Origin of the sequence: Mogibacterium sp. CM50, from assembly GCF_000293155.1 — a bacterium.
Taxonomy (GTDB): Bacteria; Bacillota; Clostridia; order Peptostreptococcales; family Anaerovoracaceae; genus Mogibacterium; species Mogibacterium timidum.
In genome coordinates, this window is record NZ_ALNL01000011.1 from 26,117 (window position 1) to 48,436 (window position 22,320).

Genomic DNA, 22,320 nt, shown 5'->3' on the forward strand with positions numbered 1-22,320 from the left:
TACTTCTAAACTACGCCATGATCACTGCCGTCCCCGCAGCAGCTTACGTGGATCCCTTTGCCCGTAGCTGGCTTGGACTTTCAACCACGAACATGACCTTGCATATCCTTATGCTTTAGAATATCATTTTTGACCTCGTATTTACAATCAGATAGCCTCTTCCTTAATCATGTCCGCGCCCGCCGCAAAGGTCATCACATCGACCCGCGTCGCGCCCGCCCCCTTGAGAAGCCTCGCCATAGAGTCAACAGTAGCTCCAGTCGTATAGATGTCATCAACTACACAGATATTTTTGCCGGAAATATATCGTCGGGTTCCTTCGTACAGCTCAAACGCCGACCTCACATTGTTCAGTCTTTCCTCCGGCGATAGCCTCTTCATCACCCTTGTGCTTTTGCTGCGCAGGACGAGATCTCCCCTGTATTCCATACCTTCTAGGCGCGCAAAAGCCTTGGCAATCAATGCAGCCTGATTGAATCCGCGCCTCCGCTCCTTGTTAACATGCATCGGAACCGGAATTATCACATCCGGATACTCTTCCATCACGACGGCGTCCATCCTGTCGTGCATGATTTCCGCTATAATCGGCGCAATATGAGTCTTATGCCTGTACTTGAGATTGAAAATTATCTCCTTCTCGTACATCCCATACTCCGCGCATGTATATCCTCTGTCAAATGAATGTCCGTGTTCCCTGCAGCTATAGCAGATCGACATCGGATTATGGTCTCCTAGGATTTTACCGCACTTGTCGCAGGTCCTGGAATTAGCCCATCGCAGCTTACTGAGGCAAGTGCTGCACAGACTGTATGGCATGGATTCATCGACAAATCGGTGGCAGCAGATACAATAGAGTGATACCGGGTACACCAAGTCAAGTATTATGTGCTTCAAATCAAAACCTCCTGTGACATCACTTAATACAATGATATCGCAGGAGATTTTCCCTTCAGCACACATTTTGTGCTTGACCTATGTCAGGCCGCGCCCCAGATCTATCTCACGCAGCCTGTCTTCAAGTCCCGTATAGCGCTCATCTATTCTGTTGTTATCTATCATCCTCTGCATGCGCTCCTCGGAGCCAACCAGGATTACCAGCTTTTTGCCTCTGGTAATCGCTGTATATAGAAGATTTCTCGTAGCCAGCATCGGCGGAAATCCTGATATGGGGATGATTACAGCGGGAAATTCGCAGCCTTGGCTCTTATGCACGGTTACAGCGTAAGCCAGTTCGAGCTCGTCCAATTCCTCGTTGTCGTACGTCACGAATTTGCCGTCAAAATCAACAATTACCTTAGCGTTGTCGGTATCTATGGTGTCGATGACGCCCATATCTCCGTTGAAAATCCCGCGTCCGCTCTGTCTGCCAAGCTGCCGCCACTCCATCCGGTAATTGTTTCTTATCTGCATGACCTTGTCACCCTCTCGTAAGGTCTTGCTGCCGAATTTTCTCTCATTTCTGGCAGGCATCGCCGGGTTAATCACGCTCTGCAGCAGTTCGTTGAGACTGGCCGTCCCAAGTCCGCCCTTTCTGGTAGGTGTAAGAACCTGTACATCGCTGCTGTCCTTGACGAAATCGTAGTAGCTTGCAAGTCTGCCTGTTACGAGCTCTTCAATCGTGTCCCTGATATCCGCTTCACCGCTCCTATGCATAAAGAAAAAATCGCTGTCCTTACCATTGAACTCAGGGTATTCTCCGTTATTTATAGAGTGAGCATTGACAACTATATGACTCTCGCCGGCCTGTCTGAATATTTCCTCAAGCCTGATCGTAGGCACATATTCACTGTTAATCATATCGTGGAGGATGTTGCCTGCCCCCACTGAAGGCAGCTGATCCGCATCACCGACGATGATGAGTCTGCTGTCATTGTCCAGCGCCTGCAGGAATCCGTCCATCAGCATCAAGTCGATCATGGACGCCTCGTCAACAATAAACGCGTCCTCTTCAAGCGGATTGTCTTCGTTTCTGCCAAACTCCATCTGGTTATCATCCTCGGAGTACACGTATTCAAGCAGCCTGTGAATCGTCATCGCTTCAACGCCCGCAGTCTCGGTTATACGTTTAGCCGCACGGCCGGTCGGAGCAGCAAGGGCAACCGAAATACCCATTTGCTTGAAAATCTTGACGATGAGATTAATTATAGTCGTTTTTCCGGTACCCGGACCTCCGGTGATGATGGTGATTTTGTTGGTCAGCGCAGCGCGTATCGCCTTGCGCTGATCTCCGGATAGTCGGATTCGTTCACCTGCCTCGGCAGCGTTGATGAGGTTGTCGACATTCGCAGCCGTCGGTGGCATGAAGCCGTTCATTATCCTCTTGATGTGGAAGGTGACGCTCTGCTCTGCCCGGTAGAAGAAGTGTTGATACACAACCGGCACTCCGTCCAGCGAGTCAGTCTCTATTTGACCGGAAAAAGCCAGCGCCACCAGGTTCTCCTCGATTAGCTCACCGGATACATCCAGCAGCCTGATAGAGCTCTCAATCAGCACGTCTTTGGGTACATGCGTACTGCCATTGCCGGCAAATACTGACAGCGCGTACTTGATACCGCTCTGTACACGGAATTCGCTCTCCTGCTCTATTCCGATCTTACCGGCGATCTCATCCGCCTTGCTGAAGCTGATTCCATAAATATCTTCCACCAGTGTGTACGGGTTCTGTCTCACCACCTCAAGTGACTTATCCACATAGAGCTTGTAAATCCTGACCGCCTGAGACGGCATGACGCCATACTCTCCGAGCCCCAGCGAAATCTTGGTAAATTCGCGCGACTCCCGATAAGACTTGACTATCTTATCCACCGTCTTGGGACCCAGACCGTTGATGCAGAGCAACGCATCAGGGTCTTCATCGATTATGTCGAGTGACGCCTTGCCAAACTTATCTACAATTCTCCCGGCCATATTGGGCCCGATACCACGAATCGCCCCGGATGCAAGGAATATTCTGATTCCCTCTGCGTCGTCCGGCATCTGCTCCTCATATCCGGACACGTTAAACTGCTCACCGTAGCGCGGGTGATTTTTGAAATAGCCCTCCAGCTTATACGTTATCTCCCTGTTGATCGCATGGAACGTCCCGGAGATTTTAAATTGTTCGTCCTCCGTCTCGAACAGGCAGATTGCGAAGCCGTTGGATTCATTATTGTAGATAACTTGTGTAATCTTGCCGATCTTGGTTTCAGTCATTGCCATCAGTAATAAACTTTCCGATCAGTCGGGCTAGAACGTACGCTTGTACAGCCTTCTGTTGTCCAGCGGCCATACGCGGTCTCCGAACTCTCCGTCCTCTACTCCCTTTAGCCCCTCCTCCATGTCGAACATCCTGGCATCGACAATATCCAGATAGTGAAGCATTTCCGCCTCCGGGAACAACGGCTTCTTGGGGCTTCCAAATTCAGGTTCGTAGTGATGAGAGAGTATCATGTGCTCGAGCAATACAGCCTTCTCCTCGCCGATGCCGAACTCCTTACACAGATCATTTATAAGAGTGATGCCCTGCACGATGTGGCCGAGCATCTGCCCCTTGAACGAATATCCCGGCGACACTCCGTTCTTATCAGACAGGATCTCATTGAGCTTCTCGATATCGTGAATCGCAACCCCGGCTAACAGAAGATCTCTGGATAGATTGGTGTATACCTCGCACAAGCGATTTGCGCTCATCATCATGCGCTTGATGTGATACAGCAGCCCACCGTATTCAGCGTGATGGTTGGACATAGCTGCCGGATAATACAGGAGCTTCTCTCTATTACCCTCATACAGGTGCAGACAAAGCTTTTTGAGCTCTTCATCCTGCATAGCGTTAATCTCGCCGATGATGTAATCGTACATATCGGTCGGCTTCTCCGGTGCAGACTTAACGAAATTGCTCATCACGAGATTGTCAGCCTCTGTAGCCAGTCTAATCTGTCCTATCCTAAGCTGAGTCTGCCCCTTCCAATCGGTTACTGTTCCTCTGACCTTAATCACATCGCCAACCTTGAGTGACTTGAGGAACTCCACGTTGCTCTCATCGACATCCCACTTCTTGGCGGAGAGATCCCCCGTCGCATCGGTGAGTGTAAGATCATGATACTCCTTGCCGTTAGAACCGACCTTTATCGATGTCGCCTTAATCATGAAAAAATCAGTGATATTGGAGCCCGGTTTAATATCTATTACATTCACATTTTTCATGTGCTTACCTCCTCATGCGTCTATTGATTATACACCACTTCACAGGGCACTGCCACACCATACAGCCCTCCGTTGAGGGCACTTTGCACATGTGATAAAATTAAATATATTATGATGAAAGGTCTTGAAAATGGGATTAAACGATACTCCTTCAGGAAATAGATTTACAATCGGGCTTTTTGGCCCACGCAATGCCGGTAAATCTTCACTCGTTAATAAACTTCTCGGGCAGGAATTAGTGCTGACATCCGAGGTTGCCGGCACCACAACCGATCCGGTCTACAAGAGCATGGAGCTGCTGCCGCTCGGGCCGGTTCTGTTCATAGATACGGCCGGGCTTGATGACGAGGGTGAGCTCGGGCTCAAGAGAGTTGACAAGTCATACGAGATCCTGCGAAAATGTGATCTCGCCGTATTCGTGCTCGACGCAACCAGGCACGAATCGCAATTTCCCGAGATGGCACGGGAGTTTTTGGCGGAAGCCGGAAAGCGCAAGCTCCCTGCTGTAGTAGCTATTAACAAATATGAGGGCGGTGCTGAAGAGGCCGAGATTCGCAGTCAGTTCGATCTGCCCGCGGACATCGCACCGGTCTGTACAAACGCACTAAACGGTACCGGTATAGACAGACTCAAGCAAGCCATCGTCAGCGCCGCCCGGTTCGAAGAGCCTGAGATTGGACTGACTGACGGGATTGTAAACGCCGGAGACGTAGTACTGCTGGTGACTCCAATCGATTCAGCTGCACCAAAGGGCAGGCTCATCCTCCCACAGCAACAGGTAATCCGCGACATACTGGATAAGGGCGCAATGGCACTGGTGTCCAAGGAAGCAGAGGTAAAGTCTGCGCTGGCTGCACTCGGGAGATCTCCGGATATCGTGATAACTGATTCACAGGCGTTCAAGTCAGTGGCAAATGACATCCCGGCAGACATGCCGCTTACGTCGTTTTCGATTATATTTTCAAGACAAAAGGGCAACCTGGAGCTGCAGCTCCGCGGGGCGCTTGCCCTCGGTACTCTGGCAGCGGGCGACAAGGTACTCATCAGCGAAGGCTGCACGCACCACCGCCAGTGCAACGACATCGGAACTGTCAAGATTCCAAAGCTGGTGCGCAAGGTGCAGCCGGATGTGGAATTTGACTGGACCTCCGGCGGCGAATACCCCGGGGATCTCAGCAAATACAAGCTGATCATCCACTGCGGCGCCTGCATGCTTAATAGGCGTGAGATGCAGTATAGGCTCAGAGAAGCGGATGCGCAGGGTGTCCCTATTGCGAACTACGGAATGGTCATCGCATACTGCAACGGCATACTGGAACGGGCGATACGCCCATTTGGTTTACGGAGGATCGACAATGGATTTTGATGCAAGCAAAGCTGTAGAAGCAACGGTAAAATGGATTCAGGATTGGTTCGCTGAAAACGGACCTGACTGCAACGCTATTATCGGCATAAGCGGAGGCAAGGACAGCTCGATTACCGCCGCACTTCTGGTAGAGGCTCTCGGTAAGGACAGAGTAATCGGTATCATGATGCCTAACGGCGAGCAGAGCGACATGGATATGGCACTGCTCCTCGTCAATCACCTGGGCATCAATCACTACGTGATCAATATAGCGGCCGCATACAACGGCGCCGTAAAGGACATCGAGTGCGCAATCGGTGAACTGAGCAAGGATTCGCTGATCAACCTCGCTCCACGCCTCAGAATGGCTACACTCTACGCTGTCGGACAATCCAGGAACGGCAGAGTAGCGAACACCTGCAACCTCTCCGAGGACTGGGTCGGATATTCGACGAGGTACGGAGATGCGGCAGGAGATTTCAGCCCTATTTCTTCATTTACAACCGCAGAAATTCGTGCCATGGGCAGAGTGCTTGGTGTACCTGATATTCTGATTGAAAAGGTTCCATCAGACGGATTGAGCGGAATGTCCGATGAGGACAAGCTCGGATTCACTTACGAGGTACTCGACCGCTACATACGCACCGGTGAAATCGAGGATGCGACAGCTAAGGAGCGCATCGATACGCTTCATGAGCGCAATCTCTTTAAGTTGAGATATATGGACAGCTTTAAGTATGAAGGATAGTTATCAGTCCTGTTACCAAAGATCTGCAAATATTTTGAAGAGCTAACAAATGCTTAGCTCTTCGTTCATTTTCTTATTAATTTTATGCTATAAGCAAATAAGTCGCGTTTACAGACTGATAACTCTACTTGCGTATTTTAGCAGCTCCATATCATGCGTAACCATTATTATGGTGCTTCCCTCTTCCTTAAGTTTTCTATGCATCCTGTTCAATATCTAATTTTGCTCGTCTTTTGAATATATTAGAGTATCCTCATCCGATAACCTCTGACATCACGGCTATAAGCTCATCCATCTGTGGTTTTGTGCCGATGGTAACCCTGATATAATCGTCTATCCTCGGCTTAGCAAAGTGACGCACGAGCACCCCGCGTTCCTTGAGCCTCTCGTACAGCTCCCGCCCTCCGAAGCCTTCCAGCTTGATGTAAAGGAAGTTTGCCTTAGACGGCAGCACCGCGAAGCCCAGCTCACGCAATCTCTCCGCTGTATACTCTCTCGATTCTATGATCGATTGCAGGTTCTCCTGATAGTAGAGGTCCGCATCGACCGCCACCTCCGCCAATATGAGTGACATCGCATTGACTGCATACGGGTTCGTGGAATACTGCATCTTGGTTAGATCCTGAATTAACGCCTCGTCTCCTACTGCAAGACCAAGCCGTCCTCCGGCAAAGCTCCTCGACTTGGAGAAGGTCTGCACCACCAGCAGGTTGTCGTACTTCACCGTCAGAGGAACTGCGGACTCCGCGCCAAAGCCGGCGTACGCCTCGTCGATGACGATCACGTTGTCAGGATTTGAGTTGACGATTGCCTCTATCTGAACGCGGGTAAGTGCGATGCCGGTAGGAGCATTTGGATTTGGAAGAATGAGGTTCTTCCCGATCCCGATGTAGCCTTGCCAGTCCACTGTCAAGTCCTCCTTGAGCGGCTTGATCTCGTAATTCACTTCGTGCAGCTTCGCAGCAACCTCGTAAAAGCTGTATGTGACGTCAGGTATTACCAAGGTGTCCGCTGAATCGTTCCAAGCCATGAAGGCGAAGTTGAGTATGTCGTCCGAACCGTTTGACAGAAAGATATTCCCGGGCTGCACCTTGTATAGCTGCGCCAGCTTGCCCTTGAGCTTGCTCCCCGTCGGATCCGGATACAACCTCATCTGCTCCATGTCTGCATCACGCATCGCCTGATAGACCTCGGGAGCCGGCGGAAATGGCGACTCGTTGGTATTGAGCTTGAGGTATTTGCGATCCTTAGGCTGCTCGCCCGGCATATATGATTTGAAATCCTTATATAATTCTCTAATAAATCTGCTCATTTTTATCTCGATCTTGTTACTAATATTACTATCAGCCTATCGTTACTTGGATGCTATCGTTCTTCTGTTACCTCTCCATCTGCAAAATTTCCATTTTTCTCAAGTACAGTTTTGTAGCCGCCCGCACCATATACGAGGCACTTGTTGACTCTGGTGATGGTCGCCGAGCTGGCACCTGTGAGTTTGCTGATCTCGTTGAAGACCTTGCCTTCAGATAGCAGCCGAGCGACCTCAAGTCTGTGAGTCAAATCCTGAAACTCCTTGATAGTGCATATATCTTCAAAGAAATTCTCGCACTCTTCCTCAGTCTCCAGGGATAGGATTGCAGTAACAAAATTATGCAGCCATTTTGATTCGGTTTTATTCATATGACACCTCTGAATTCTTAAGCGTAATATATGTGTTCATGTTACCACTTTAGCGTATTAAATTCAAACAGCATATTCTCTCGTACCATGAGGCATATTTGCATAATACTATTATCGACATATGTCATAATTGTTGACTTTAAATGCAGACTGCTGTAACATAATAATGACATATGTCAATAATTGTGGATGGAGAATAATATGCCCGGAAGAAAAACCAAATCAAGACAGGTTGAAACTATGCCTGAATACACGCAATTCGAGCCACAAGGCATAACTTATGGAGAACAGATTGTTCTATCTGTAGATGAATTTGAGACCATAAGGCTGATTGATCTTGAGCATCTGAATCAAGAGCTGGCAGCAAATAGGATGAATGTGGCCAGAACTACAGTTACGGCTATCTATGAAAGAGCCAGAACAAAGCTGGCTGACGCAATTGTAAACGGCAAGCTTCTGCTGATCGAAGGGGGGCATGTGCATCTGCAGTATGACGTTGTTGATTACAACATAGGAACAAGAACAGATAAAGGAGATCAAATTATGAGAATTGCAGTAACGTATGACAACGGAAATATTTTTCAGCACTTCGGTAAAACTTCACAATTCAAGCTTTACGATGTGGAAGACGGTAAGGTTATTACATCTCGGGTTGTCGATACCAAAGGTGCAGGTCACGGCGCACTTGCAGGATTTCTGACTGCTAATAAGGTCGATACACTTATATGCGGAGGAATCGGCGGCGGTGCACAACAGGCTTTGAGAGATGCAGACATCAAGCTGTTCGGCGGAGTTTCAGGGAATACGGACGAGGCTGTCGAGATGCTGCTCAAGGATGAACTGGAATTCAATCCGGATGTTCAGTGCAACCACCACGGAGAACATCATCACCATGAAGGAGGATGCGGAAACCACGGTTGTCATAACCTGTAAAACTATGAATGCGGCAGGGATGCACCCTGCCGCATTCAGTCTTTTGATCTCTGTTTAATTAATCTTCATACTCGGAAAACATATCCTTGCTAACTTCGCAAAGCGGGCAAACCCAGTCATCCGGTAAATCCTCGAAAGCTGTTCCCGGCTCGATTCCGTTATCCGGATCACCAACTGCCGGATCATAAACGTATCCGCAAACGTCACATACATACTTCTGCATAGTAATGCCCTCCTCTAAATTAAATCTTAATTTTGCAATCAATTGTTTGTAAATCAATTGTATCATATCCAATTTAATTGTAAAGCATATTCTCTGCTTTTGCATATAATTATTTAATTGTCATATTACAGCATCTTTTAGCTATATGACGGCCTCTGCCTGTCGGTAAGTATTGATTCACCGAGCAGCGTTCAATTTGAGCTGTCAACACTGAATCTGCGAAACAATCTCGGCACTACCCTGTATTCGGTAATTACAATTATTGAGATGTTCCGATTTACTTGTAGAAATGCGCAGATAATGATAGATTTAATTGACGGGAAGAAAGGAAATTAGGATTTGAAACTCAGACTAATTACTATCATTTGTGCTTTGGCCTTCATGACAACAGCTCTGTTCACCGCCGCAGACATTGCTGTATACCATATTCCGGGGTATTATCAGCATCAGTTTGAAGAAAATGAAGTACAGGGCAATCTGAATCGTGAAATAGACATGCAAAACATAATGACCGCCTTTAACGGTATGCTGGAATATCTGCGAGGAAATCGAAATACTCTTAATAATATTAAGATTGTAGCCGATTCTCGCTTACAGGAATTTTATACAGAGCGTGAAAAGCTTCACCTCAGTGATGTCAAAAGAATCTTTCTGAGATCTTATAGAATTAGAAGACTGTCTGCGCTTATATTCGCAATCAGCAGTGCATATTTGATTGCTACCGGAATTTTTTATAATTCAAAACCTAAGGATCACCGTCCTTCCATAACAGCTTCGTTATGCAAACTTTTCGTCTTCACCTGCGTTATTACGAATATCGTTTTCGCATCTCTGATAGGGATAATATCTATAAATTTTGACAAAGCATTTACCATATTTCATCATTTACTGTTTAAAAATGATTACTGGCTGCTGGATCCAAATACCGATGATCTCATTAATCTGCTGCCGGAGTCGTTTTTCATACATATGGCATTGACTATCGTTGGAATATATTCTGTAATTGTCATATCCGTTAATCTGATTGTCGGCGTATTACAAAACTCCTGCTGCAAATAAGATAGGAATTAAAGCAAATTGCCTTGTCCTTATCGCCTATAAAAACAATTAATATGCCATGTGAGATAAAGAAGCTCTATCGTCTGCGTTTATCGTTACGATCCTGCGGATCCTCGATGCGTTGCTGAATGATAGAAACAACTTCATCATTGGTCGGCAGATCAGAGTGTTGAGCATCTTCACCGGTAACCGTCGTTTCAGTATAATGTGCAACCTGTCCCTGATAGATGTACTTTCCGGCACTCACACTGCTGTCAGGCACCAGTTCGTCTGAATCATATGTAATGGTACCTGCCACTGAATACATAGACATGCCTGTGGGTATATTCCCCCGATTAGCTATGAAATCCGCTAACATCTGGGATTTATTGTTGATATTTGTTTCAGAAAAATTATATGGAGTTCCGATGGTCATCAGCCGCTTGAGCTCCACATCATAATTCCCTAAATATTTTTCAATAAATGCAGTATAAATCAGACCTCCGTTGGAATGACCCAACCCCTTAAAGTTATTAAAGCTATATTTATTCTGCAGGTCATTGAAAGCTGAGTTGAACATGGACGCCTGCTTCTTTATATTCCCATATCCGTCATTGTTGTTCTCAAAGCCGACGACAATGACAGGCTCATTATCATTAGGGCTGATGCTGCCTGAATATGTAATCCTCCCGTTATTCCAGACCTTGACCTTGAGCAGGCTGTGTTTGTCTTCCTGCCTGTTCATATTCAGCTTGTCAACCAGACTGTCAAATCGATCTTCAGTCGCCGAGCTTCCCGGAATCATGATAATAGGCGATAAACGGGAATTGTAGAAGGTCTCAATATTCTTAACATTACTCTTTGTCCATGTAAACGACGGGATAGTGAGCACTGTAACAAACAGGAGTATACCGAGCAAGGTGCGCTTAATCGATTTCTTCATCCCGATTTTCCTTTCCATCCATATCCTCCTTCAAAAGCATCTCATGCACACGATTATCCAGCTTGACGAACTGAACATAAATCAATATATCCAAGACAAACAGCGCTATGGAAGCCGTCAATGCACGTATGCTCCCTGCGGTTCCTACAAACGCATACAGTATATTAGGTGTACCCGCCGGTACGGGATAAACCGCCGGAGGGACTATTTTGAAATACAACAAAACTGCTGCCAGCAGCACATTGACGAGCGGTACAACAATAAACGGAACCAGGTATATTAAATTTAAAAAGACCGGAATTCCTACCATCGCCGGAACACCATGGTTAAACAGAGCCGGGAAAATGCTTCTTATCCCGATATTCTGGTCTTTATCACTTGCAGATTTCCATAGAATAGCCACGATCAGGGCCAGAGTGCCGCCAAGCCCCGCCAGGCCTCCATATGCCGCGTAAAGGTTCGTATCTGTAAAAAGCTTTGGTATAGAGCTTGTCGTTCCGCTTCCCAGTGCAGAATTCAGATTGATGATGGCGTCCGGATCACTGATAAAACCGATTTCGTTATACACTGAGCTGTTGCCGACCCACGCGGACACACTCCTCAGCACAGTATCGACCGCTACCTGACGCACGCCTGAACCTATCTTGAAGAAATTACTGAACACTGTGCCGATATAAGAAAACACGTTATAACGTGTTCCAAGTGATATCAAAGAATTACACAGTACAGCTACAGCAATCGATACAAAAACCGGGCGGCCGGTTCGTGGATGATAAACGTAATTGTCATCGACAATCCGGTGACCGGCAGGACTGAGCAGGCGGAAGATCTGACCGATCAGATAGCCAATGCATATCGCAATAAACAGATTAAAGTTGACAGGTAAATTAATCCTTGTGAGTTCACCATCATTTATAAATTTAGCAAAGAGCTCTCTCGAGTTGACGATCAAGCTGAAAATCAGTGCAGTGATCCCCGCAGTTCCTGCACTTCGTTCATATGCTCTCGCTGTGTATTTTGCAGCGAAATAAGCGGTAATCGTAGCTGTTAGACCTCCCAGCAACGATATCAGATTGGATGTAACCCGGTCTATTAGATTGAAGCGAGGGAACCAGCTTGAGACTTTAAACAGGTTATTGATATATCCGCCTTCATTGAAGACCGCCTCAGAAATCACTAAAACGATTGTCGCGATAAGCAGGAACGGGAAGATAGAAACCAGCGTTTTTTGTGCAATCATGACAATTCGGCGTCTTCTTGTTGATAGAATTATGTTAATAAGTTTCTGCTGCATAATAACTCGGATTGTATCCTATACTCCTTCGGTTCACGTGCATGCCACATGCATGCTTAGACAAAGCCGCTACTATATCTCGTATCATATCACACATGATATTGATTCTTTGATAGACAACAAATGATTACTGATATTTTCGGTGAACTTCTCTGACAACGCTTGCGACTGCATCTATTTACCTAAAATCACTCATTCAGCATCATCCTCAGCGAATCATCCGCAAAAAAGGTATTTGCGTTATACAGAAACAGCACATCCGTAATTCCCTCAGCACCAATTAAATCATCCACATTATCAAAATAGTACCGCGGATCGATAACCACAATTTCTCTGTAATGCTGAGCAAGCATCGGAATCACACTGTTTGCATATGAATCCTTGATCAACAGCAGTCTTTTATTGGATTCGGTAGGGGTCTTGACCGTATACATCGGATGATTGCTGCCGCCAAAAACAGTATAGGCATCCTTTTTACCCAGATTGCCGAGTAGATAGAATTTCGTCGTCTTTTTCTTGGTATCAGCATAGTAAATAACCGAAGGCTTTGCACTCTTCTCATCCTTTGGAATATTAATCTTGATGCTGTCATATCTGCCGCCCGTAAATCCACTCTTTGAATACAGCGTCCCGGCAAAATCGTTCTTGACAATCCTGCTCCTGAAGTCAATCGGTGCTCCGATACCCAGAGCCGGCACCAGCTCCCTGTACGCCAGGTACGCCCCATCGCTTGTCCAATGGTGATCAGTTCTGTAATAGATCTGAACATCGTTTTTCTTCTTCTTGAAAATATTCCTCACATCAACTGTATTAATCCCGAACGCTTTGATATTTTCGTAAAATGAGTTCATGCTCTTATTCTGATCCGCTAATCTGACAGTTGCAGGAAGCTTATCCTTCAATACGTTACCTGCATTTGGAGCAAGTAAGAATGTCATATTTATATTAGGATATCTCGCCTTAAAGTCCTTCAGGGCTGCTTCGGCACCATCAATTGTTTCCTTTCTTGGGATAACAATATCCTCAATCAGGTATCCGGCTCCGGCTCTGTATACCCCATTCGCCTTAAGCTCACCCTCTGTTGTATCAATTGCAGATTTCACCTTGATAAAGGCTCCCCGCATCAGGAACTGGTCATTGACGTAGCTCTCCATCTTAGACTCCAGTCTGCCTCCCAAATAGCTTGATGCGGATACATGGGGAAATTCCTGCAGCATCCGATTTTCTGCTGCTGAAAACGACTTGTCCGGAATTACAATATTGATCAGAAAAACAGCTACCAGTGTAATCACAAAGAATACACCGGTATACGCTGCCGTCTTGTTCTCGGAGCTTTGCCCCTGCTCACCCGTAATTTTATTTATATAACTCTTAAGCTTCTTCAAAATTCACTCCTTCGACGGCGGCCAAACAGGTCCGACGACCGGCTGTCATCTTTGCTGCTATTTAGCGGTCAGAATCTGAAATAAAGGAAAGGATTATATGATCCGTATACCAGATAGGCAACCGATGCTATCAGCACAGCAAATACAAGCGCTGTCCCTGCTGCCGATTTTTGACTGCAGAATTTCCGGAATCGTTCAATTGGGTATGGTGTAGCGCATACCGCTCCTATGACCAATATTATGAAATTTGTCCTGATGTAGTATAATGCCGTTATGTTGATAAATGGCACCTTCCCCAGTCCAAACATAATCGCCAAATACGACAGCGCCTTACTTATATCTGTTATGCTGAAGAACACCCAGCTTATCATGACCACAACGATGGCATAGACATGTCTACACCATGTCGGAATCTTCTCTAAGTATTTCCCGTATACGTATTTTTCGAAGATCAGCAGCACTCCGAAATAAGCGCCCCACAGCACGAAGTTCCAGCTCGCGCCATGCCATAATCCTGTCAGTGACCACACTATCAACAGGTTAAGAATATGTCTGTAAACCTTAACTCTGTTTCCACCAAGAGGAATATACACATATTCGCGGAACCATGTGCTGAGCGACATATGCCATCTACGCCAGAATTCTGTGATTGTGGATGCAATATATGGATAGTTGAAATTTTCATCAAACACGAATCCAAACATCCTGCCCAGTCCGATCGCCATGTCGGAATAACCGCTGAAGTCAAAATATATTTGCAGGGTATATGCAGCTATGCCTATCCAGTATAGAACAACCGAAGACTGTCCATGTGGCAAAGCTGAAATCTCCGTGTACAGAGAGCCAAACGTATTTGCAAGTATGACCTTCTTGCCCAGACCGAGAATAAATCTCGATGCACCCTCTCCAAACTTTACCGGATCAGTATCACGATTATCTATCTGTAATTCAACATCCCTGTACTTTACAATCGGTCCCGCAATAAGCTGCGGAAAGAACGAAAGATACAGCGAGAATTTAAGAAGGTTGTACTGCGGCGTCACCTTACCCTTGTATACGTCGAATATATACGACATTGCCTGAAAGGTGTAGAACGAAATTCCAATCGGCAAGGCCAGTGTTGTGTAACGGATGTGAAATCCTGTCAGGGATGTCACTATTTCCATCAGGAACCCGAAGTACTTGAAGAATCCGAGTATTAAAAGATTCACAATCACTGCAAATACGAGGTTGCGCTTCCCCGACCCTCCGTGCCTCTGCTCGTTATTAATCTGTATCGCCATAAAATAGTTGAAAAAAGCACTATAAAGCATCAGGAATAAGTATACAGGCTCTCCCCAGCTGTAGAAAAACAAGCTGGCAGCAAGAAGCACAATGTTGCGAGCCCCTATCTTCTCCTTCGGTATCACGTAGTACAGAAGCATCGTAATCGGCAAGAAATAAAATATGAAGATAATACTGCTAAATAACACTTAATAGCACCTCCTCATACTTATCAGGATCCTTTGCAACTCCATAGAACACGTACCTGCCCCTTGAAGTGATAATGGCGTTCTTGAGCTCCCTGACCTGTTCAGGTCCGTAGTTATCAAAAGCTTCAATCTGACTGTTGATGCGCTTTTCAATTGCGTCCTGTACAGCTTTGATATCAGATTTATTCCTGACCTTGATAATCAAAACCTCATCAACTGAAAGCGCTTCCTTGCTCTTGTAGTACAGGAAGGAATCATAATTATTGGCGTCCAATCCGATAAACTGCACCAGGTCACGTGATTTCTGCTTGCCCAGCTTATCTATTTCAGTCTTCTTGATAAGCTGCGCTTCGATTTGCTTCATCGGTACATCCTTGGCATTCTCATGGTTGTAAACAACGGCGAGAAATGCCAACAGCACGATGATGAGTGCACATTTGAGTATTCTGCCGTATCTTACAGTCTCTCGATGCGTCCTTACCCTCATTACAGTCCGGCCTCCTCAATCATTCTATTAAGCCAATATGGATAATATGTCGTTTGCGCATGAATACCGTCCCCTGCATACAGCTCGGGATGCTCATGCAGAATATCAGCAGTCGGGATATATATGTATCCCTCTTGTACACACATTTTCTTAATCGCCTTGTTGAACTTCCTGTAATGACTGATGGATTTGTTTTTCTCCATTGCTGCCTCGGTAGGTGCTGAAATGCCGCATACACAAATATTTGTCTTTGGTGAAGCCTTATGAAAAGCCTTAAGTCTGGCGGCATATTTCTTGATAAATGCCTTTTCATCTCCACGATAATTGCCCATGTCGTTCATTCCAAAAGCAAAGAACGCTGTGCTAGGATACGTTCCGGCAGCACTTGCAAACAGGTCATCCCCGGTCATCACACTTGTTCCGATCTTACTGAATACCTGATCGGAACTGAGCCATCCGTATACGCTCAGCCCCTCCGTAACAGAATCTCCAATTACCACGCTTCCCTTGAATTTTCTCATGTATCTGGCCTTGCTGCTCTGTCCGCCCGAGGAAGCATCCCCACCAAGAGCGGAAACTGCTTCTTCAACGTCGGCTACCGAGGTGCTCTGTATTGCCTCAACACTTTTACGATTCTTCTCTATCTCATTGCTGCGAATCGACACCTTGCGGTTGAATTTGAGCAGGTTAAACAGAAATACGACAAGAAAAAGCAGCAGAATCAGAATTGCTACTCTATGTCTGTTCATATCCTTAAAATAATCGGCAACTGCTTCTGCAACCGATTTAAACTTCTTGTTATCAGTCATTTCTTCTCTTCCGGATAAAACTACATATCGTACAGTATATCATCTATACATCATACTGTAAGTTGCTTATTCGAATTAATGCGAACCCGGCATCTAGGACTTCTTAAGCATACCGTAAAATATCACACTGTACTTATTGATAATCTCTACCACCATAAAGCCCATCGCAATGCCGAGACAATTGAGCACAAGCTGTTTCCCTTCGCTTGCAGTATCCTTTGGCATATCCATCACGAGCGCATACATCATAAAGTACAGGTTGTTTCCCGGTACTAGCGGGAAAGCGCAGACACTCTGGAAAATTGTAGCCGGCGCTTTATTTACTCTGGCCATTATCTGTGCATAGCCGGCAACAAATATTGCGCCAATCAGAGTGGCAAAAAAGTAATTGTGCAGCAATCCGTCTGCAAGAACGTACACGCCCCACGTACAGAACGCTCCCATCCCGCAGAACAGCACCTGCTTACCTCTGACGTTGAACCACAGTGCAAAGCCCACGCAAGCGGCGGTGCAGGATATAAACTGAATCATGATATTAGAGTTTAGCTCAGTCATCTTATAACACCCCCTTGAATAATAAAATTGCTGAAGCTATACCAAAGGCAATCCCTGCAGCTCCGATTATCGAATTAGATATATTCAGTATTCCCGCTAAGGTTTCCCTGTGCATAAAATCGCTTATCCCGTTAGTAAATCCGAGCGCACTGATAAGCAGCATAACTACACCTACGGTAATATTACCTGACTTGTTTGCAAATCCAACGTATACCGACAGAATTATAAAAGTCTCAACAATAAATGACTGTATGAAATTCGATATCAGAGGGTTATTCTCGTTGCGCGACAATCTTCTTCCGAGAAATACAATGATTACAGATGCCATCACAGCGACTACGGTATCGGTAAATCCACAGTTGAAGAACACACCAAAGCCTGCTCCGCCAAGAATTCCGGCTAGGTATTCGAGATATGCCGGCTGAGGATTTCTATTCAGAACCTCATGGAGCATACGCTTAACCTCTTCGGGCGGAGGCGTTGTGGCACATATGCACCTTGACAGATTATTCAGATAATCCAGTTTATCAAAATTAATCGATGTCGTGGGAATATGTCTAATCTGCGTGATAATATCCCCGTCTTCAGTCTCAACTGTTGCTTGAATATTGCTGTAAATCACCCAGACGTCTGAATGCTTGAAGCCGTAGCTCTCACACATTCTGTACATACTGTCCTCAACTCTGCCTACTTCAGCACCGGCACGAAGCATTTCCATACCGATATTAAGTATGTTCTTTAGTAGCCTCTTGTAATCCATTTTGAACCTTTCTTTCAATTTATGTTAATATACGTTCTGAATCGCGTCCATAAATGCAGGAATAAGCTGCTTCTTCCTGGACAACAATCCTTCTACCGCAAATCCGCCATCGGTCTCAGATACATCTCCAAAGGCATTAATGATTAACTCTCTTGCATTATCACCGGCATATAGCATCTCCGATGACGATTCTCTGATATTTGTAAGCAGGAAGAATACCATTGAAACGTTGCTCTTTCCACACTCGTGTTCCATGAGAGGCAGAAGTCTTGACTTAATTTTATTAAGTTCACCTTCATTCATGGAGCTAATCTGCCCAACACCGAAGCTTGTACCGCCAAATGTGAATTTCTTGTAATCCTGATAGAAAATTTCTTCCGCGGATTTATCTCCGAGATCTGAACCTGCTTCAAACATCTCTGATGCGAATTTCTCTATATCTATTCCCGCTATCAGCGCAAGTGCCCCCGCCGCCATCTTGTCCTGTGTCGTGCAGGTTGGCGACCTGAACATCAATGTATCCGACACAATTGCAGCGCATAGAAGTCCGGCGATATGCTTTGGCACATCTATTCCTTTCTCAATATACATCTGGTATAAAATCGTTGCCGTGCACCCTACAGGCTGCAGGTTAAAATATATCGGCTGCAGGGTCTGGATAGTCCCCAGCCTGTGGTGGTCAACGATCTCCAGAATATCGGCATCGTCAATATTATCCACTGCCTGAGACTTCTCATTGTGATCGACCAGAATAACCTGTTTCCTGCGAATATTCAACAGATTTCGTCTTGATACCGTTCCGATATAATGTCCCCTGCTGTCTGTAACCGGAAACGCCCTGTGCCTTGTTGCTCCCATCGCTGATTTTACATCATCTGTGTAATCATCTAATTTGAAGCTCCGGATTGAATCATGCGTCATAAACGCTCCAAGTGGAACACTTTTGTTGATCTCGCGGGATACTGAAAAGGTGTCAAGCTCTGTTTCGATTATGACGGCATCTTTTTCCCCGGCCAATTCAATCACATCTGCCGCGGCCTTCGCTCCGAGACACAGTATAATACAGTCAGCGCCGGAATTAAGAGCGCCTATCTGATTCTCTCTTCTATCCACTAGGATTACGAGATCGTGAGGCTGAACAGCACCCCGCATTCTTTCGACAAGAGCAGCACCCACGAGCACCTTGCCCTTGCTGAATAATCTATCGCCTTCTCCCGATACTATCCTACCGTCTATAGTTGCCGCAATATCATTGAATCTCGGAGAGGTAGTCGATAAGAACGAACTGCTTTCCGCATCCATAAATGTTCTGGCAATATCGCCCTTGGTTATAAGGCCTATGACCTTATCATTCTCCGTAATCGGCTGCGTAACGGCCTCGCTCTTGCCCATGATATCCCAGGCTTCCTTGATGGTCATCTCCTTAGGGACGCCGGGCGTGCGGCGGATCTCCATATCCCTGACCTGAGTAGCCACGTTGTCGACGTACTCAGGGACATCGACACCAAATTTTTCAAGGACGAACTTGGTCTCACCGTTAATTTCACCCGCGCGTCGAGCCACATAGTTGTCAGTATTGGTAATCCTATTCTTGATCTCGGCATAAGCAAGAGCCGAGCAGATTGAATCTGTGTCCGGATTCTTGTGTCCTGTTATTATTATCTTCTTGTCACTATCCATGTCATCCTCCCGGATATCTTATAAATTGGCAACGCCACACTCATACGAGTGCGGCGAAACTATGCATATAACAGACTGTAGCTGCTCCGGCACCTACATCCGAGGGTGAATGAGCTACTTGATGGTGATTGTCCTGATAACCTGATCTTCGTTAGGCTTATCCATCATATTGCGAGGTACTCCTACGATGCGATCCGCCTCGTCCATTCCCTCTGTGACCTTGCCAAATGCTGCATACTGTCCGTCCAGATGTGGCGAATCTGCTACCATGATGAAGAACTGTGAACCAGCCGAATCAGGATCCATAGAGCGTGCCATGGACAGAACACCTCTAGTGTGTTTGAGGTCATTCTTAAATCCGTTTGCTGTAAACTCTCCCGGGATGCTGTATCCGGGGCCGCCCATACCGGTTCCGTCCGGGCACCCGCCCTGGATCATGAATCCCGGAATTACCCTATGGAAAATAAGGCCGTCGTAAAAGCCCTTCTCGCACAGCTCTACAAAATTCTCAACTGACTTGGGTGCGATATCCTCGTATAATTCGCCACTCATACGCGCGCCGTTTTCCATCTCAATTACGAAATTCTTCATCGGTTTCTCCTTTATCTCTATACAAATCTCTATACAAAATTCTTCGGATTATTCGTCTCACTTATCTGATTCTACATCATGAATTTGGTTGTAGCAATAACTGTAAACCTTAATTTTCGATTAATCTATGCCGATTCTTTCACGTAACTCCAGTCTATACCTCGCACGTAAAGCCGGCACATCTAAGAGCGTTTATTCAGCACATCTTTCGAGCTCAATCAGAAAGCAGCCTTGTACACCATGATCAGAAAATCAAATTGATGAGTCCCAACAGGAACCCTATCAGAGCCCCCAGATTGACGATGGTGTTGAGCTCCTTTCGCATGACCTCCATCACCATATCCTCGAGCTGCTCCACCTCCATATCATCAATCTTCCGCCTAACCATTCCTGCGATGTCGAGCTTAGAGATCACTTCCGGCACAACTGCCCTTACTGTTTTCCTATAAATCTCTCTTATCTTAGCGCGCAGTTCATCATCACTCACACCGGCGCCCGTCATGATGTTGTACACATTATCACGGCGCAGCTTCCCCATATTGATGCTGACCTCCGGCGCCAGAAATTTATAGCAGTGTTCGCTTATATACACGCCCATGTTATCTGAGATAGAGCCGAGCAGTCCGCGAACGGTTTCCGGGTTGAGGAACATTCCGATCATTGAACCCCCGAGCTGTTCATTTATAATCTGTCCACCCTTCTCCTTGATGATGTCAGCAAAGTTGATGCTCCTGACAGCATCAGAAATCCGCTCTGTCACTATGTCGTCCAGCTTGCCCATAAGCGCCTCATACTCCTCTTCAGAGTTGGTAGCTGCTCTAAATCCACTGTCTATATCGGCATGCAGCAGCTCCATAGCCCTGTCTACGATTGCGTCTTCAGTCTCCCCGGCGAGCGCTCTGCTCTCGATATCCTTGTCTGTAACCAGATAGGTGGAAATTACTTCTCCCACGGCTCTAGCCAGCCTCGACTTGCCCTTTGGAATAGCTCCCGGCGTCAGCGGTATTCGGTGTCCCAGGATGTATTTCTCGCGACGCGGTCTGAACAGCATCTTGACCGCAATATAATTCGTACAATATCCTATAAGCGCTCCAATCAGCGGAGCAACGATATATCTAAACATCTAAAAGCCTCCCCTACGCATGCACGAAATTATACCACTAACTGGACGAAAATTGCATAATAATGTAAGATATTCCGGTAATTTACTATAATATTTATGTTTTAAAATTCTGCCCACACGACAGCTTCAAAAGCACCACAGCCATTGCATTTCGACGTCAGGCTATTTGGGATGGGGCGCTGTGTCCCATTGATAATGACCGCGATGTTGAAAGTATACGAAGTGCAATGTTGACGGTATGCTGCCTTGCTGCACGGCAAAAGGGGTGCAAGTCCCTGATATGGATGCTCAATCAATTTTCAAGAAGTGAATTAATATATGGAAGAGAGGCTATAGAACGTCTCAATCGTAGTAGAGTAGCTGTATTCGGCGTCGGCGGTGTCGGGGGCTATGTAGTCGAAGCCCTAGCCAGGTCAGGCGTCGGAACCCTTGATATTATCGATAACGATGACGTCAGTCTGACCAATATCAACAGACAGCTTATCGCAACTCACGAGACTATCGGTATGAGCAAGGTCGATATATGCGAGACTAGAATTCATCAGATCAATCCTGACTGCATCGTCAACAAACATAAGGTGTTCTATCTTCCCGAAACATCCGAGACCTTTGACTTTGGCGATTACGATTATGTGGTTGACGCTATTGACACGGTATCTGCCAAGCTCGATATTATAGAGAAATGCAAGACATTCAACATACCTATAATATCCAGCATGGGCTGTGGCAACCGCATCGATCCTACCAGACTGGCGATTGCAGATATCTCCAAGACGCACATGGATCCGCTTGCCAAGGTCATCCGCAAAGGCCTCAAAGGCAAGCGTATCAAACACGTCAAGGTGGTTTTCTCCACGGAAGCGCCGATTGTCCCTATCGTTTCGGATGGTGAACAGACAGGAAGCACCGGAGCTGCCGGCAGACAAACTCCGGGCTCAACGCCATTCGTGCCGGCCGCTGCCGGTCTCATCATAGCAAGTGAGGTAGTGCGCGACCTCACGGACTACCAAACGATTAATCATTTAAAAGGTCCGGCGAAACGGTAATCCATTTCGCCGGACCTTTTCCA

At 46.3% G+C, this 22,320-nt stretch carries 22 protein-coding genes; 5 read left to right on the forward strand and 17 right to left on the reverse strand.

Features of this window, described 5'->3' with window-relative positions:
* Positions 1-147: 147 nt before the first annotated feature.
* From HMPREF1152_RS01130 to HMPREF1152_RS01140, 3 genes are read right to left on the reverse strand one after another with little or no spacing between them, the layout of a single operon-like run.
* Complete coding sequence (locus tag HMPREF1152_RS01130) at positions 148-960, reverse strand: ComF family protein (protein WP_156791930.1); 813 nt, start codon at positions 958-960, stop codon at positions 148-150.
* 12 nt (positions 961-972) lie between these two features.
* Positions 973-3,198: an SF1B family DNA helicase RecD2 gene (gene recD2, locus HMPREF1152_RS01135; protein ID WP_009643329.1), complete on the reverse strand. Its 2,226-nt coding sequence runs from the start codon at positions 3,196-3,198 to the stop codon at positions 973-975.
* Between the two features lie 27 nt (positions 3,199-3,225).
* A complete protein-coding gene (locus HMPREF1152_RS01140) occupies positions 3,226-4,185 on the reverse strand; it encodes a 3'-5' exoribonuclease YhaM family protein (protein WP_009643289.1) in 960 nt (319 codons plus the stop codon).
* Positions 4,186-4,315: 130 nt separating this feature from the next.
* Here HMPREF1152_RS01140 and hydF point away from each other — a divergent pair, with 130 nt between their 5' ends.
* On the forward strand, positions 4,316-5,551 hold the full coding sequence (hydF, locus tag HMPREF1152_RS01145) for a [FeFe] hydrogenase H-cluster maturation GTPase HydF (RefSeq protein WP_036381375.1): 1,236 nt from the start codon (positions 4,316-4,318) through the stop codon (positions 5,549-5,551).
* A complete protein-coding gene (gene nadE / locus HMPREF1152_RS01150) occupies positions 5,541-6,278 on the forward strand; it encodes an NAD(+) synthase (protein ID WP_009643287.1) in 738 nt (245 codons plus the stop codon). Before hydF ends, nadE begins: the two co-directional genes overlap by 11 nt.
* A gap of 253 nt (positions 6,279-6,531) precedes the next feature.
* Here nadE and hisC read toward each other — a convergent pair whose 3' ends face one another.
* Positions 6,532-7,590: a histidinol-phosphate transaminase gene (gene hisC, locus HMPREF1152_RS01155; protein WP_009643315.1), complete on the reverse strand. Its 1,059-nt coding sequence runs from the start codon at positions 7,588-7,590 to the stop codon at positions 6,532-6,534.
* A 53-nt stretch (positions 7,591-7,643) separates the two neighbouring features.
* A complete protein-coding gene (locus HMPREF1152_RS01160; protein ID WP_009643302.1) occupies positions 7,644-7,958 on the reverse strand; it encodes a YerC/YecD family TrpR-related protein in 315 nt (104 codons plus the stop codon).
* Between the two features lie 189 nt (positions 7,959-8,147).
* On the opposite strand from HMPREF1152_RS01160, the gene HMPREF1152_RS01165 reads away from it, so the two are divergent.
* Positions 8,148-8,891, forward strand: coding sequence for a DUF134 domain-containing protein (locus tag HMPREF1152_RS01165; RefSeq protein ID WP_242822259.1), 744 nt, complete (start codon positions 8,148-8,150; stop codon positions 8,889-8,891).
* A gap of 58 nt (positions 8,892-8,949) precedes the next feature.
* Here the strand turns inward: HMPREF1152_RS01165 and rd are convergent, their stop codons facing one another.
* Entirely contained in the window at positions 8,950-9,114 is a 165-nt protein-coding gene (rd, locus tag HMPREF1152_RS01170; protein ID WP_009643306.1) for a rubredoxin, read from the reverse strand.
* A gap of 339 nt (positions 9,115-9,453) precedes the next feature.
* Here rd and HMPREF1152_RS08830 point away from each other — a divergent pair, with 339 nt between their 5' ends.
* Complete coding sequence (locus HMPREF1152_RS08830) at positions 9,454-10,173, forward strand: TIGR01906 family membrane protein (protein WP_050992588.1); 720 nt, start codon at positions 9,454-9,456, stop codon at positions 10,171-10,173.
* A 76-nt stretch (positions 10,174-10,249) separates the two neighbouring features.
* Here HMPREF1152_RS08830 and HMPREF1152_RS01180 read toward each other — a convergent pair whose 3' ends face one another.
* The 11 genes from HMPREF1152_RS01180 to HMPREF1152_RS01230 all read right to left on the reverse strand — a co-directional run bounded on the left by HMPREF1152_RS01180 (position 10,250) and on the right by HMPREF1152_RS01230 (position 21,251).
* Positions 10,250-11,113 (reverse strand): alpha/beta hydrolase, encoded by an 864-nt coding sequence (locus HMPREF1152_RS01180; protein WP_009643318.1) that lies wholly within the window; start codon positions 11,111-11,113, stop codon positions 10,250-10,252.
* Positions 11,079-12,335, reverse strand: coding sequence for a PTS sugar transporter subunit IIC (locus HMPREF1152_RS01185; protein WP_009643320.1), 1,257 nt, complete (start codon positions 12,333-12,335; stop codon positions 11,079-11,081). Before HMPREF1152_RS01185 ends, HMPREF1152_RS01180 begins: the two co-directional genes overlap by 35 nt.
* 242 nt (positions 12,336-12,577) lie before the next feature.
* Complete coding sequence (locus tag HMPREF1152_RS01190) at positions 12,578-13,774, reverse strand: DHHW family protein (RefSeq protein WP_009643285.1); 1,197 nt, start codon at positions 13,772-13,774, stop codon at positions 12,578-12,580.
* Positions 13,775-13,842: 68 nt separating this feature from the next.
* A complete protein-coding gene (locus HMPREF1152_RS01195) occupies positions 13,843-15,246 on the reverse strand; it encodes an MBOAT family O-acyltransferase (RefSeq protein WP_009643286.1) in 1,404 nt (467 codons plus the stop codon).
* Positions 15,236-15,733 (reverse strand): DUF4358 domain-containing protein, encoded by a 498-nt coding sequence (locus tag HMPREF1152_RS01200; protein ID WP_009643308.1) that lies wholly within the window; start codon positions 15,731-15,733, stop codon positions 15,236-15,238. The genes HMPREF1152_RS01195 and HMPREF1152_RS01200 overlap by 11 nt, the downstream gene beginning before the upstream one ends.
* Positions 15,733-16,542, reverse strand: a complete 810-nt coding sequence (locus tag HMPREF1152_RS01205) for a GDSL-type esterase/lipase family protein (RefSeq protein WP_009643292.1) — start codon at positions 16,540-16,542, stop codon at positions 15,733-15,735. The genes HMPREF1152_RS01200 and HMPREF1152_RS01205 overlap by 1 nt, the downstream gene beginning before the upstream one ends.
* Before the next feature lie 93 nt (positions 16,543-16,635).
* Positions 16,636-17,097, reverse strand: coding sequence for a threonine/serine exporter family protein (locus HMPREF1152_RS09795; RefSeq protein WP_009643300.1), 462 nt, complete (start codon positions 17,095-17,097; stop codon positions 16,636-16,638).
* Between the two features lies 1 nt (position 17,098).
* Positions 17,099-17,857 (reverse strand): threonine/serine ThrE exporter family protein, encoded by a 759-nt coding sequence (locus HMPREF1152_RS09800; RefSeq protein ID WP_009643324.1) that lies wholly within the window; start codon positions 17,855-17,857, stop codon positions 17,099-17,101.
* A gap of 24 nt (positions 17,858-17,881) precedes the next feature.
* Positions 17,882-19,537 (reverse strand): putative manganese-dependent inorganic diphosphatase, encoded by a 1,656-nt coding sequence (locus tag HMPREF1152_RS01220; RefSeq protein WP_009643295.1) that lies wholly within the window; start codon positions 19,535-19,537, stop codon positions 17,882-17,884.
* A 114-nt stretch (positions 19,538-19,651) separates the two neighbouring features.
* Entirely contained in the window at positions 19,652-20,128 is a 477-nt protein-coding gene (locus tag HMPREF1152_RS01225) for a peptidylprolyl isomerase (protein ID WP_009643297.1), read from the reverse strand.
* A gap of 244 nt (positions 20,129-20,372) precedes the next feature.
* A complete protein-coding gene (locus HMPREF1152_RS01230; RefSeq protein WP_009643331.1) occupies positions 20,373-21,251 on the reverse strand; it encodes a DUF445 domain-containing protein in 879 nt (292 codons plus the stop codon).
* A gap of 284 nt (positions 21,252-21,535) precedes the next feature.
* Here HMPREF1152_RS01230 and HMPREF1152_RS01235 point away from each other — a divergent pair, with 284 nt between their 5' ends.
* On the forward strand, positions 21,536-22,297 hold the full coding sequence (locus HMPREF1152_RS01235) for a tRNA threonylcarbamoyladenosine dehydratase (RefSeq protein ID WP_009643301.1): 762 nt from the start codon (positions 21,536-21,538) through the stop codon (positions 22,295-22,297).
* The last annotated feature ends 23 nt before the right edge of the window (positions 22,298-22,320 follow it).